The sequence below is a fragment of the Aeromicrobium endophyticum genome (genome assembly GCF_003586285.1).
GTDB classification, from domain to species: Bacteria; Actinomycetota; Actinomycetes; order Propionibacteriales; family Nocardioidaceae; genus Aeromicrobium; species Aeromicrobium endophyticum.
Map to the genome: position 1 here is coordinate 871,620 of NZ_QUBR01000001.1, position 13,410 is coordinate 885,029.

The window sequence follows — 13,410 nt, forward strand, 5'->3', positions numbered from 1 at the left end:
GCAGCCCGACCAGTAGAGTCATCGCGTGATACCGCCTCTTCGCTCGCCCAGGTCGCACAAGGGACGGCGCACAGCCGGCATCGTCCTGGCGGTCGCGTCCTTCGTCAGTCTTCTCGCCTGGGCCGTCTCATCGCCCGTGGGATCGAGCCCCGACGACGACTTCCACCTGTCGAGCATCTGGTGCGCCTGGGGCAACAGCGGCAACCTGTGCGAGAAGGTCGCCGAGCCAGACGCTCGACGCGTCCCTTTCGAGGTGACTCACCCCTCGTGCTTCGCCTTCGACAGCAACAAGTCCGGAACGTGCAAGGCAGACCTCGCACGTCAGCCCAGCACGGACGTCTCCCGCTGGGGCAACTTCGTCGGCCTGTACCCCCCGGTCTACTACGCGACGATGCGCGCCTTCGTCACTGACGACGTCACGACGTCGGTGCTGACCATACGAGCGGTCAACGCCGCTCTCGCCGTGCTCGTCATGGGCGCTGTCGCGCTGCTCGTCCCGGCTGCCTTGAGACGGACGATGGTGTGGGCCATGGTGCTTACCTGCGTTCCCCTGACGATGTTCGTGCTCGCATCCGACAACCCGAGCGCATGGGCCATCCTCAGTGCCGGCACGTTGTGGGTTGCGTACTACGCCTTGTTCGAGGCGAGTGGCCGGCGGCGGGTGGCCTTGGGCGTGGCCGTCGCGGTGACGGCGCTCATGGGCTCGGGGGCCCGCGGCGATGCGTGCCTGTACTCGGCGCTCGCCATCACCGCCGTGCTGGTGCTGCGCTGGGGCACCCTACGACGCAACCGAGGTCCGGTCCTGATCGGCGCCGGGGTGATCGCTGCCTCAGCAGCCCTGTTCCTGTCCTCCGGACAGGCCAACACCGCGTCGCAGGGCCTTCCTACCCCGCCTTCCTTCGGCCCCGAGGTCTCGAATCTGGCCGTGACCGTCCACAACGTCCTCGAGCTCCCGACGCTGCTGCTCGGCGTCTTCGGCGCGCCCGGAGCAGGCGGGCTGGGTTGGCTCGACACACCCATGCCGGCCCTCGCCTTCTACACATCGCTCCTGGCCGCCGCGGTGGCTGTCTTCGCGGGACTGTCGAGCATGAGCCGTCCGAAAGCGGTTGCCCTCGCAGGGGTCGCCCTGTGCTTGGTCGCCTTTCCGCTGGCCATCCTCGCGCAGAATCGCAACGCGGTGGGCGTCGCGGTCCAGCCGAGGTACGTGCTGCCGATCATCGTCCTGCTGGCGGGCATCAGCCTGCTCAAGGTGGATGGGCGCGCACGTGCACTCAATCTCTCGCAGCGCTGCCTGGTCGGAGCTGCTCTCATCGGCGCACAGTCTCTGGCGCTGCACGTCAACCTGCGCCGCTACGTGACTGGCAATGACGTCGGCGGACTCAACCTGGACGCACGCAAGGAGTGGTGGTGGGACACCTCCGTCGGCCCCATGATGGTCTGGGCCGTCGGCACCCTGGCGTTCGCAGTCGTGGTCGTCATCGCCCTGTCCATGAGGGACGACGACGTCGTCGTGCCAGTCCGCCAGCATGATCGTCGAGCGCGCGACGAGCGGATCACGGATCAACCTCGGGCGCTGACCCACTCCTCGACGAGCGACGACGCGCCCGCCGTCGAGGCGAGCAGCTCGACGGCGACGACGCCCGACAGATCCGAGCGGTAGGCGGCGTCCAGCCGGTCGCAGTCCTCGGCGGACAACCCGATGCGTTCGGCCTGATACCTGTTCGAGCGAGAGATGCGGGACGGATTGCCCATGACCAGCGCCAGCGGCGGGACGTCGCGGGTGACCACGGACCCCATCCCCACCATGACGCCGGCCCCGATGACCCTTCGCTGGTGCACGAGTGCTCCCATGCCCAGGTTGGCTCTGTCCTGCACCACGACATGGCCGGCGAGCCGCGCACCCGAGGCCATCGTGACGTGGCTGCCCAGACGACAGTCGTGGGCGACGTAGACCTGGTTCATGATGAAGCCGTCGTCGCCGAGCTTCGTGACCGCCTTCCACCCCTGGTGGATCTGGCAACCCTCCCGCAGCACGTTGCGGTGCCCGATCTGGACGCCACCGCCATCGACGCTGTCCCAGCTCGTGGGATGATCCCAGCCACGCACCTCGGGGGGTGCGCCGATGGTGACTCCCGATCCGATCCAGTTGTGGTCACCCAGCTCGACCCGGCCCACCAGGACCGCGAACGGCCCGATGACGTTGCCGGTGCCCATGGTGACCTCGGGACCGACGACCGCGCTCGGGTGGATCGCGTTCACGGGCGGTGCGTCGATTCGGTCAGCGTCGGATCCTCCACCACAGGAGGCTCGACGTGAGCCCTGCGGAGCACCATGACGATCAGGACCGCGCCACCGGCAGCCACCAGGTCGGCCACGGTGAACATCACGCGTGAGACGACGCTCAGCGCCGTGGCTTGGGGAACTGTGACGAGCACGGTCATCGCACCGATCAGCACGGCCTCACGCACGCCCACGCCCGACGGGAAGATGAACGCGAACAGGCCCGCCGAGAACCCCAGCGACATGGCGCCGGTCAGCAGGATCAAGGACTTCAGGCTGGGGTCGATCAGAGAGTTCACCAGCAGCCAGAGGTGGAAGCCGTACAGGAGGTAGGACGCTACGGACCACAGCAAGGACTGGGCGACGGCCCGAGAGGACACCACGTGGTCGAGGGGCGGACGCCGAAAGATGCGCAGGACCACGTCAGCGACAGCGGTCATCACCCGGGGGTGGAGGCAGATCAGACCGATCGGCAGGAGGGGAAAGAGCCACAACAGCTCTCGGTGGCCGCGGAGAACCGTTGGAAGGGCCAGGCCACCGAGCACCAAGGACGAGACCACCCCGATGCCGGCCACGTAGAGGCTGGAGATGAGCACCCTCGGACGAGAGATGCCGTACTGCCGTCCCAGCTCCATCTGCAGCAGGTACGACCACACCGAGCCCGGCACGTACTTGCCGAGCTGGCCGACGAGCATCACCTGCGCAGCGCGCGGCACCGTGACTCGGGGCCCGAGTCCGTTGAGCAGCGAGACCCAGCTCATCGTGCCGGCCGCCAGTCCGAGGAGCAGGACGAGGAACGACACCACGATCGACAAGGCCGATATCGTCGAGATGGCTTCGGAGACCTCGTCCCACTGGGACTGCAGGTAGTAGACCGCGAACGCGACGACGGCAAGGACCAGGAGGTACCGGACCAGCAGGATCAAGGTGGGCAGGCTCGGACGGCGGATGCTCACCCATGACCTCGTCTCGTTGGTTGACCTCGTGCTCGGACAGCCCGTCAACATCACCGCGAGAGGACGGCCGGACCATTGATAGCATGCTGAACGTCCCAGCGCGTCGACGAGCGCCAGCCCCGACACTTCAAGACTAAGCGAGTCACATGATACCTATCACCGTTGTCGAGTTCGGAACCGAGGAGGAAGAGCTGGTCCTGCAGGTCCTTCGGTCCGGCAGCGTGGCTCAGGGGCCCGTGGTCGCACGGTTCGAGGAGGCTTTCGCCTCGCTGATCGGCACCAAGCACGCCATCGCGGTCAACAACGGCACCACGGCCCTGGTTGCGGCGATGGAGGTCCTCGACCTCCGCCCCGGCGATGAAGTCCTCACGAGCCCCTTCACGTTCGTGGCCACGCTGAACGCGATCCTGGAAGCTGGGGCCACCGCGACGTTCGCGGACATCGACGAGACCGACTACAACGTCACCGCCGCCACGCTGTCCGAGGCCCTCACCGACCGCACCAAGGTGCTTCTCCCGGTCCACCTCTACGGTCAGGCCGCCGACACCGCGCCGATCGCTGCACTCGCTCGCCAGCGCGGGCTCGCACTCGTCGAGGACACCGCGCAGAGCCACGGCGCGACCGTCGAGGGCAAGGCCGCGGGCAGCTTCGGCATCGGCACCTTCTCGTTCTATGCGACCAAGAACCTGACGACCGGCGAAGGAGGCATGATCACGACCGATGACGACGATCTCGCCGATCGTCTCCGTGTCCTGCGCAACCAGGGCATGCGCGCGCGCTACCAGTACGAGGTCGCCGGCCACAACTACCGACTGACCGACCTGCAGGCGGCCCTCGTGCTCCCGCAGCTCGACCGGTACGCCGACGTCGTGGCCCGCCGTCAGGCGAACGCGGCTCGCCTGAGCGAGGGATTGTCCGGCATCGAGGGCATCACGCCTCCCGCCGTCGCCGACGGCCGCAAGCACGTCTGGCACCAGTACACGATCCGAGTCGACAGCACGTCAGGCATCGACCGTGAGGCCTTCGTCGAGCACCTGCACAGCGAAGGCGTCGGCGCCGGCATCTACTACCCCAAGCTGGTGTTCGACTACGACTGCTACCGCGGGCGCGACGACGTGCACATCGGCACGTACCCGGTCGCCGAGCGGGTCGTGCGCGAGGTCGTGTCGCTACCCGTGCACCCGCACCTGACCTCCGACCAGCTCGACCACATCGTCGCGGCGGTGGCCAGTGCCGCTGCACGTGGCTGATCCAGTCCGGAAGGACCACGCGTGACCAACCCCAACATCCTGCTCATCGGCGCCGGCAACATGGGCGCGCTCCATGCTCGCGTCATCGCGCAATCACCCCAGGCCGAGCTGGCCGCCATCGTCGATCCTCGCCCTGACGAGGGTCAGGCGCTTGCGCGCAAGCATGGCACTCGGTGGCTCGCCGACGTACCCGACGACCTGACGGACATCCAAGGCGTCGTCATCGCCGCCGCGACCGAGGCGCACCACGCACTGGCCATGTCGGTCATCCAGGCAGGTGTGCCGGTGCTGGTCGAGAAGCCGCTCGCCGACAGCCTCGAGCGCACCCAGGAGATCTTGGCGGCCTCGTCGGCCAAGGACGTCCCCGTGATGTGCGGGCTGCTCGAGCGCTTCAACTCAGCCGTCCTGACCGCGAAGGCCCTCGTCGACGACCCCTTCTACGTCACGTGCACCCGCCATTCCCCCTACGCTCCACGCATCAAGACCGGCGTGAGCTGGGACCTGCTGGTGCACGACGTCGACCTCGCCTCGATGTTCCTCGGCGGCGACCCGACGTCCATCACCGGCAAGCTCGGGCAGTACCACCCGTCGTCCCTGGCCGGCGCCGAGGACGTCGTCGAGGCTCTGATCGAGTACCCCGGCGGCAAGATCGCGCGTGTCTCGGCCAGCCGCATCGGTCAGCGCAAGATCCGCGAGATGTCGATCCACGACTCCGAGAAGCTCGTCGAGGTCGATCTGCTCAGGCGTGACGTCACGGTCTATCGCCACGTGTCGGACCAGCCTGCTGACGTCGAGGGCCGCGGGTACCGTCACCAGACAGTCATCGAGATCCCCGAGCTGGTGACGGGCACTGAGCCCTTGGTGGGTCAGCTCGAACACTTCGTCGGCCTCATCGAGGGCCGTGTGGACGCCGAGGCAGAGCGGCGCTCGATCCTGCCGGCCCACCGCATCGTCGACGCTGTCAAGCACCGCTGAGGACCGCCGACCGGCAGCAGGGCCTCAGACAGATCGGTCGACGGTGGGACGCTGAGGGTCGTCCAGGACGACCCTCCCGATCGGACGTGCCGGGTTACCGGCAACGACGGTGCGGGGCGGGACGTCCTTGGTCACGACCGCACCGGCACCGACGACCGCCTCGTCGCCGATGGTGACACCCATCTGCACGACCGCGTTGGCGCCGATGAAGACGCGGTCGCCTATCGTCACCGGGCTGCGGTCGACGGCGTCGTACCGTCGTCCGCTGACGCATCGCATCGCGCTGGAGTGCGTGTAGATGTGGGCGCCGGCGGAGACGTCGCAACCGGCACCGATGGTGAGGCCGCCGGACCCGTCGACGAGGGCGAAGGCACCGATCCAGGTGCCCTCGCCGATCTCGGGCTCACCGATGATCCATGCCAGCTGGTGGTACGGATTCTCCGGAAGCCCCGAGGCGTTGACGCCCACCGATCAGGAGTTCTCGATCAGGCGCTTCATGCCCGGGCCGACGGCGATGGTCGGCTCGAAGCCCAGAATCTCCCGCGAACGGGTGACGTCGGCGGCACGACGAGACACCAGCACATCACGCGGGTTGAACTGCGGCTTGACGTCGACGCCCACCGCGTCGATGAGGATCTCGGCGAGCTCGGCGATCGACGTGTCGATGCCGGTGCCGACGTTGATCGGGACGTTCGCCTGCTCCGACTCCAGCGCCATGACGACGGCACGCGCGATGTCGACGACGTGGATGAAGTCCATCGACTGCTTGCCCTCGCCGTCGATGACGGGCGCCTCGCCGTTCTTGAGCCGGTTGACGAAGTGATTGATGACCGACGTGTAGTACGCCGTGACCTTCTGGCCCTCGCCGTACACGTTGAAGAAGCGCAGCGCGATCCACGACAGGCCGGTCTTGCGCTGGTAGTACCCCAGCAGGTCTTCGCCCGTGCGCTTGCCGATGCAGTAGGGCGTCAGCGGGCTGAGCTTGTCGTCCTCGTGCATGGGGAGCTTCTCGGGATCGCCGTAGACCGAGGCGCTCGAGGCGAAGACCACGCGCTTGACGCCATGATCGGCGGCGGCGGCGAACACGTTGTGGGCGCCGTCCATGTTGACCGACACCGAGCCGTACGGATCGGCCTGGCTCTTGTTGATCGAGTCGGCCGCGAGATGGACGACGTACTCGCAGCCGGCCATCGCCGCGTGCACCGCGCCGCCGTAGCGCACGTCCTGGTCGATGACGGTGACCCGTCCGGTCGAGACCAGCGCGTTGGCGCGGTCACGGTCGCCGCGGACCATGTTGTCGAAGATGACGACCTCGTAGTCCTTCTCGAGCAGCTGCGTGACGACGTGGTGGCCGATGAAGCCGGCGCCGCCGGTGATGAAGACCTTCTTGGCAGTCATAGGTGTAGTTCTCCTTGCAGGGTCGATGAAGGCCGTCCGCGTGGACGACCCGGTCAGAGGGAGGCGAGGGCGTCAGCGAGGGTGTCGACGACGCGATCGGTCTCGTCGACGGTCAGGTTGGCGTGCATCGGGATGGCCAGGTGACGCCGGAACAGGTCGGCCGACACCGAGAGCTGCTGCCGGCCGCCGTACACGGGCTGCTGGTGCGATGCGTACGTGCCGAAGTTGCACTGGACGCCGTGCGCCTTCAGGTAGGTGGCGACCGCGCCGCGGTCGACGTCCTCGTCGAGCGTCACGACGTACGACTGCCAGGGGTGCTCGCGGTCGTCGAGGGCGACGGGTGCGGTGACGCGCTCGATCTCGGCGAGACGCTCGGCGTAGTGCTGGGCGCTGGCCCGGCGGTTGGCCAGCAGCTGGGGCAGGCGGTCGAGCTGGGCCAGCATGATGGCCGCGGCGACGTCGGAGAGACGGTAGTTGTACCCGGCCTCGTCGAAGCTCGGGAGCGGAAGATCGGTGCTGCCCTCACGCGTGATGGCCGGGAGGATGCCGTAGGTGTGCAGCTTGCGGGCGCGCTCGGCCAAGGCGGCGTCGTCGGTGGTCAGGGCGCCACCCTCGCCGGCCGTGATGCCCTTGCGGCCGTGGAAGCTGAAGGTCGCCACGTCGGCGAGGCTGCCGGCGGGACGTCCTTGGTAGGAGGCGCCCGACGAGCACGCGGCGTCCTCCATGAGCCACAGTCCGTGACGGTCGGCGATGGCGCGCAGCTCGGCGTAGTCGGCCGGCTGGCCGAACACGTCGACCGCCAGGATGCCCACGGTGCGCGGCGTGATGAGCGACTCGACGACGGCCGGGTCGATGCTCCAGATGTCGGGGCGGATGTCGGCGAAGACCGGCTGTGCGCCCGTCCACATGACCGAGTGACCCGTGGCCGGGAACGTGTAGTCGCCGACGATGACCTCGTCGCCGGCTCCGGCGCCCAGCACCGTCAGGCCGAGGTGCAGTGCCGCGCCACAGTTGCTCGTCGCCAACGCGTGCTGCGTGCCCGCGACGGCGGCAAACCGCTCTTCGAAGGCGTTGCACGTCGGCCCCGCGCCCGAGAGCCATCCCGAGGCGAACACCGCCTCGATCGCCCTGAGCTCCTCCGCCCCTACGGTCGGCTGCCCCAGTGCTACGGTGTCGGTCACGTCTAGGCCTCGTTCGATCGAGAGTGCGGTTGTCTGCGCCTGTGTGCGCCGTTGGACACCCTACCGCTTCGACCCGGCCGGATTCCCATGCCCGACCCCCGTGCTCACGCACAGAACTATCGTCCGCGCACTTGCGACGGTCGAGGACAGGCCGTTTCATGACAACCTCTCCGCGTGTCGTCATCATCGGAGGAGGGATCGTCGGCCTCGCCACCGCGCGCGAGATGACCTCCCGCGGCCATCAGGTGACCGTCATCGAGAAGTCACCGAGGTGGGCCGCTCACCAGACCGGCCACAACTCCGGCGTCATCCATGCCGGCCCCTACTACAAGCCCGGCTCGCTCAAGGCGACGATGTGCCTGGCCGGCAACACGTCCATGACCCGCTTCGCGCAGGAGCACGGCATCGCGCACGACATCTGCGGCAAGCTGATCGTCGCGACGTCCGAGGACGAGATCCCGCGCCTCCACCGCTTGATGTCCTTCGCCGAGGCCAACGGCACCCCGGCGCGGCTCGTGTCCGCCGCCGAGGCCAAGGAGTACGAGCCGAACGTCCGCGCCGTGCAGGCGATGCGGGTCGAGTCGACCGGCATCATCGACTACTCCGCGGTCTCGGCCAGGCTCGCCGAGCTCGCCGAGAGCGCAGGAGCCGAGCTCGTGCTGGACAGCGAGGTCACGGCCGTCTCGAGCACGTCCGGGCGGGTCACCGTCGAGCACACCCGCGGACGGGTCGAGGCGGACGTCCTGGTCAACTGCGCCGGCCTGCACAGCGATCGCATCGCCGCGCTGGCCGGCCTCGTCCCCGAGGTGCGCATCATCCCGTTCCGCGGCGAGTACTACGAGCTGACACCGCAGCGCTCGTCGCTGGTCAAGGGCCTGATCTACCCCGTCCCCGACCCCGACCTGCCCTTCCTGGGCGTCCACCTGACGAAGATGATCGACGGCTCGGTGCACGCCGGGCCGAACGCCGTCCTGGCCCTGGCCCGCGAGGGCTACTCCTGGCGGGACGTCTCGTGGCGCGACACCCGCGAGTCGGTGCTGTACCCGGGCCTGGCCCGCCTGGCCCGCAAGAACGTGCGCACCGGTACCCAAGAGGTGCTGCGCTCGTTCTCCCGCCGACGCTTCGCGGCCAGCCTGGCCCAGCTGGTGCCGGCGATCACCAAGGACGACATCGTGCGTTCCGGCTCGGGCGTCCGCGCCCAGGCCGTGCGGCGTGACGGCTCGCTGGCCGACGACTTCATCATCCAGAAGGCACCGCGCCAGGTGCACGTGCTGAACGCGCCGTCGCCCGCGGCCACGAGCGCGCTCGAGATCGCGACCCACATCGCCGACGCCGCCGGCACGGTCAGCTGACGGTCGGCCGCTCGCCGGCCATCTCGGCCAGCACCTCGAGGTGCCTGGCCGCGACGGCCTCGATCGTGAAGTGCCCGGCGACCAGCTCGCGAGCGTTGTCGGACACGCGAGCACGGGCGGCTTCGGGGTCGGACAGCACGGAGATCAGCGTGGCTGCCAGCGCCGCGGGCTCGGCCTTCGGGTCCGACGAGCTGATCGGCGGCGTCTGGAAGATGTGGACGCCGTCGACCAGGTGGAGCCCGATGAAGTTCTCGGTCTCGACGCGCGCCACGACCGGCGTACCGACCGCCAGCGCCTCGAGGCTCGCGGTGCCGAAGCCCTCTCCCTCGAGCTCGTGCACCTCGACGTCCGCTGCCGCCAGGTAGTCGGGGATCGAGCTCTGCGGCTGCGCGCCGACCGTGATGATGCTCGAGCGGACGCCCAGCTCGTCGGCGATGTGGAGGAACTCGTCGTGGTAGAGACCACCGACCACCACGACGGCCAGATCGGGGACCGCGGCCAGGATCGTCGGCAGGGCGCGCGCCAGCGCGATACGGCTTCGCTGCGGGATGACGTGTCCGATCGACACGACCATCGGTCGGTCGCCGAGGCCCAGCTGGTCGCGCACGACCGACCGTGTGCCGCCGTCCATCGTGGTCGGGTCGATACCGACGGGGATCGCGACGGTGTCGCGGTGCGCGCCGGTGTAGCGGGCCTTGATGTAGTCGTTCATGAGTCGGTCCATGACCACCAGGCGTGGGCGGTGCAGCCGCATGAGCGGACGCACCAGCAAGCGGTCGGCTGTCGCGTAGACGAACGAGTTGAACCGGCTCAGCGGGCTCTCGAGCCGAGTGTGGATGCTGAGCAGGGTGGGCACGCCACGCTTGCGGGCCCACCACCCGCTCAACCAGGTCAGGTCGAAGAACTGGCCGTGCTGGTGGACCACGTCGGGAGCGAAGTCGTCGAGCAGCCGGAACACCTGGCGGCGCACACCGGGCGACATGGTGAAACCGATGTCGAAGTTGGCAGCGAAGCGGGTCTTGGGCAGGGTCCACGCCGGCACCCGTACGATGCGGACCCCGTCGACGGTCTCGTCGTCGGGTGCGTCCTTGTAGCCAGCCGTGAGCACCAGCACCTCGTGACCGGCTTGCGAGTACCGCCGTGCGAGGTGGTCGGACAGGTGTGAGGATCCGCCGGGTCGAGGAGGGAAGAAATTGTTGACAACAGCTATGCGCACAAGTGCTCTCTCATCGACTGGCAGGAATGAGACAGCCTAACGGCAGAGCTCACGTAGGCGCCACGTCCTCGTGGGTGCCGCTCGAGCGACCGCGCTCCCACGCGATGACGAGGCCGAACGCGACAAGGACGACCATCCAGCCGACGACGGCGTCGACGACCCAGTGGTTGCCGGTGCCGATGATCACGACCGACATCATGAAGGCGTAGCCGAGCCCCATCAGCTGGACGATCTTGGGCACACCGGCCAGGATCAGCACGATCGCGACCCACAACGACCACCCGGCGTGCAGCGACGGGAAGGCCGCCAGGTCGTTGGTGATGTCGCCCATGCCCTTGGGGGCCGAGCCGTTGGCGCTCCACCAGCCGATGTTGGAGTGGATGCTCAGGATGTCGTGGTAGCCGTACTGCACCAGGCGCGGCGGTGCCGTGGGCATCAGCAGGTAGAACGCGAGGCCGATCAGCGAGGCCCCCACCAGGGCCCGACGAGCCGTCACGTACTGCGGGCGGCTGCGGCGGTAGAGCCAGACCAGCACGCCCAGGGTGACGAAGTAGTGGGTCGTGGCGTACCAGTAGCTGCTCGCGACGCCGATCCACTGGTGGTCGAAGAAGATCTGGTTGAGCCACGACTCGATGTCGATGCGCCACGACTTCTCGAACGTCAGGATGTCGAGCGCACGGCCGCGCGCCGGCGCGAAGGCCGTGTCGGCGAAGGTCCGCGAGACCACGTAGCCGACGTAGAGGATGGCGATGAGGGCGATCTCGACACCGGCGCGTCCGACGACCGGCAGCAGCGCCGCCGCGCGGGAACGGTCGACGCGCTCGGCCTGCTGCGTCACCTGCGTCGTCCGCGTCATCGCACCTCCTGTGGGCTCCTGGTCATCACCGTCGGACGGCGTCCAGGTAGACCGCCCGGTGTCATTGTCCGGATCACTGCTCGGCTGTCGCAACCAGTGTTCACCCTGAATTCTTCCCTGAGGCCTCAGGAGCCGCGACTCCGGACACGATACTGCCTGTCACCTCCGACGGCGGAAGAGATTCTTGACGAGCTCGCGGGCGAGCGTCCGGCTGGCCTCGCCGACAGCGCGATCGACCGGCGACATCTTCTGCGAACGTCGGGTCGTGCGGGGCGCCCGGCGAGGGGCCTGCTTCTCGATCCGCTCGGCCTCCTTGCGGACGCGAGCGTCGTCGGCAGCCTGCTGTGACGCGGCGGAATCGGCGGCATCCCGCTCGGCCAGGATCTCGCTGGCGGAGCGCGGGTCGGTGGCCGAGCCGTACTTGGCGGCCAGCGGGGACCCGGCCACCGCGGCGTCCATCTGCGCGGACGGGGTCGGCTCCATCGACCCCTGCGGCGCCCGCAGGCGGGTCCAGGCCACCGGCGTGGGGGCACCCTTGTCGCTCATCACTGTGACGATCGCCTCACCGATGCCGAGCGACGTCAGCACCTCCTCGAGGTCGTACGTGGTCGTGGGATAGGTCGAGACGGTCGCCCGTAGCGCCTTGGCCGCGTCGGGCGTGTGGGCCCTCAGCTGGTGCTGCACCCGGGAGCCGAGCTGGGCGAGCACGTCGCCCGGGACGTCCTTGGGGGTCTGGGTCACGAAGAAGATGCCGACGCCCTTGGAGCGGATCAGCCGGACGGTCTGCGTGATCGTCTCGAGGAAGTCGTCGGACGCATCGGCGAACAGCAGGTGCGCCTCGTCGAAGAAGAAGACCAGCCGCGGCTTGTCGGCGTCGCCGACCTCGGGCAGCTCGTCGAACAGCCGCCGCAGGAGGTACATCAGGAAGGTCGAGAACAGGGCAGGCTTGTCCTGCACGCCGGGGACCTCGAGCAGCGAGACGATGCCGCGTCCGTCGGGCGCGGTGCGCAGGAAGTCGGACACCTCGATCGCGGGCAGGCCGAAGAACTCGTCGGCGCCCTCGTCGGCGAAGCCGATCAGCTCGCGCAGGATGACGCCGACCGTCGCCGACGACAGCCCGCCGAGACCCTTCAGCTCGGCCTTGCCCGCATCGCTCGTGAGGTGGGTGAGGACGGCCCGCAGGTCGGCCAGGTCGACCAGTGGCAGCGACGCGGTGCGGGCGTAGTGGAACACGAGCCCCAGCGACGACTCCTGCGTCGCGTTGAGGCCCAGCACCTTGGCCAGCAGGGTGGGCCCGAACGCCTCGACCGTGGCGCGGACGGGCAGGCCCGTGCCGATGCCGCCGAGGGCGTAGTACTCGGTGGGCGAGGCGGCCGGCTGCCACTGCTGGCCGATGCTGCTGGTGCGCGCCAGCAGCTTGTCGTCGGCGACGCCTGCCGTGGCGATGCCCGACAGGTCGCCCTTGATGTCGGCGGCGAACACCGGCACCCCGTGGGCCGAGATCTGCTCGGCGAGCACCTGGAGGGTCTTGGTCTTCCCGGTGCCGGTGGCCCCGGCCACCAGCCCGTGCCGGTTGAGCATCGCGAGCGGGATGCGGATCTGGGCCGAGGGCACGGGTGCGAGATCGGGCGGGGTGCCGTCGAGCAGGGCGCCCATCTCGATGACCGCCCCCTCGAAGGCGTACCCGGCGGTGACGACGTCGACGATCTCGCTGCGGGGGCCCGCGTCGGCAGGGGGAGCCACCTCGGCCGGGGCGGCGGACGAGGCCCGGGCGGCGTCCGCGGCCACGGCCGCCAGCTCGTCGGCGCGCTGCTGGGCCGCCTGCGCCGCCGCCAGCGCTTCTGCGGCCGCCCGCGCCGCCTCGTCCGCAGCGGCCCTTGCGTCGTCGCTCGTGGTCATGTCGTCAGGCTACCGCCGGACGCGGTGGCGACTGCTTACACTGATCC

At 68.9% G+C, this 13,410-nt stretch carries 12 protein-coding genes; 4 read left to right on the top strand and 8 right to left on the bottom strand.

All coding sequences use genetic code 11. The features are described 5' to 3' along the window. Nucleotides 1-25 precede the first annotated feature (25 nt). Nucleotides 26-1,660 (top strand): DUF2142 domain-containing protein, encoded by a 1,635-nt coding sequence (locus tag DX116_RS04370; protein WP_119702953.1) that lies wholly within the window; start codon nt 26-28, stop codon nt 1,658-1,660. Here DX116_RS04370 and DX116_RS04375 read toward each other — a convergent pair. Both DX116_RS04375 and DX116_RS04380 read right to left on the bottom strand, forming a co-directional pair. Next, nucleotides 1,561-2,259 carry an LbetaH domain-containing protein gene (locus tag DX116_RS04375; RefSeq protein ID WP_119702954.1) on the bottom strand — a complete coding sequence of 233 codons (699 nt, stop codon included), beginning with the start codon at nt 2,257-2,259 and terminating at the stop codon, nt 1,561-1,563. The genes DX116_RS04370 and DX116_RS04375 overlap by 100 nt on opposite strands. After that, a complete protein-coding gene (locus tag DX116_RS04380; RefSeq protein WP_158591889.1) occupies nt 2,256-3,236 on the bottom strand; it encodes a lysylphosphatidylglycerol synthase domain-containing protein in 981 nt (326 codons plus the stop codon). The genes DX116_RS04375 and DX116_RS04380 overlap by 4 nt, the downstream gene beginning before the upstream one ends. A 146-nt stretch (nt 3,237-3,382) precedes the next feature. Between DX116_RS04380 and DX116_RS04385 the strand changes: the two genes are divergently transcribed. Together DX116_RS04385 and DX116_RS04390 are read left to right on the top strand one after the other, a co-directional pair. Continuing rightward, on the top strand, nt 3,383-4,486 hold the full coding sequence (locus DX116_RS04385; RefSeq protein ID WP_119702956.1) for a DegT/DnrJ/EryC1/StrS family aminotransferase: 1,104 nt from the start codon (nt 3,383-3,385) through the stop codon (nt 4,484-4,486). A 21-nt stretch (nt 4,487-4,507) separates the two neighbouring features. After that, nucleotides 4,508-5,461: a Gfo/Idh/MocA family oxidoreductase gene (locus DX116_RS04390; protein WP_119702957.1), complete on the top strand. Its 954-nt coding sequence runs from the start codon at nt 4,508-4,510 to the stop codon at nt 5,459-5,461. A gap of 24 nt (nt 5,462-5,485) precedes the next feature. Here the strand turns inward: DX116_RS04390 and DX116_RS20535 are convergent, their stop codons facing one another. From DX116_RS20535 to DX116_RS04405, 3 genes are read right to left on the bottom strand one after another with little or no spacing between them, the layout of a single operon-like run. Next, nucleotides 5,486-5,929 (bottom strand): acyltransferase, encoded by a 444-nt coding sequence (locus tag DX116_RS20535; RefSeq protein ID WP_119702958.1) that lies wholly within the window; start codon nt 5,927-5,929, stop codon nt 5,486-5,488. Nucleotides 5,930-5,932: 3 nt separating this feature from the next. Continuing rightward, entirely contained in the window at nt 5,933-6,859 is a 927-nt protein-coding gene (locus DX116_RS04400; RefSeq protein ID WP_119702959.1) for an NAD-dependent epimerase/dehydratase family protein, read from the bottom strand. 53 nt (nt 6,860-6,912) lie between these two features. Continuing rightward, on the bottom strand, nt 6,913-8,040 hold the full coding sequence (locus DX116_RS04405) for a DegT/DnrJ/EryC1/StrS family aminotransferase (protein ID WP_119702960.1): 1,128 nt from the start codon (nt 8,038-8,040) through the stop codon (nt 6,913-6,915). A 158-nt stretch (nt 8,041-8,198) separates the two neighbouring features. Between DX116_RS04405 and lhgO the strand changes: the two genes are divergently transcribed. Continuing rightward, nucleotides 8,199-9,392, top strand: coding sequence for an L-2-hydroxyglutarate oxidase (gene lhgO / locus DX116_RS04410; RefSeq protein WP_119702961.1), 1,194 nt, complete (start codon nt 8,199-8,201; stop codon nt 9,390-9,392). Here the strand turns inward: lhgO and DX116_RS04415 are convergent. The 3 genes from DX116_RS04415 to DX116_RS04425 form a co-directional block, all read right to left on the bottom strand. Next, a complete protein-coding gene (locus tag DX116_RS04415) occupies nt 9,385-10,608 on the bottom strand; it encodes a glycosyltransferase family 4 protein (RefSeq protein ID WP_119702962.1) in 1,224 nt (407 codons plus the stop codon). The genes lhgO and DX116_RS04415 overlap by 8 nt on opposite strands. A gap of 49 nt (nt 10,609-10,657) precedes the next feature. Further along, nucleotides 10,658-11,464 (bottom strand): phosphatase PAP2 family protein, encoded by an 807-nt coding sequence (locus DX116_RS04420; protein ID WP_119702963.1) that lies wholly within the window; start codon nt 11,462-11,464, stop codon nt 10,658-10,660. A 159-nt stretch (nt 11,465-11,623) separates the two neighbouring features. Then, complete coding sequence (locus DX116_RS04425) at nt 11,624-13,363, bottom strand: helicase HerA-like domain-containing protein (RefSeq protein WP_119702964.1); 1,740 nt, start codon at nt 13,361-13,363, stop codon at nt 11,624-11,626. Nucleotides 13,364-13,410 lie beyond the last annotated feature (47 nt).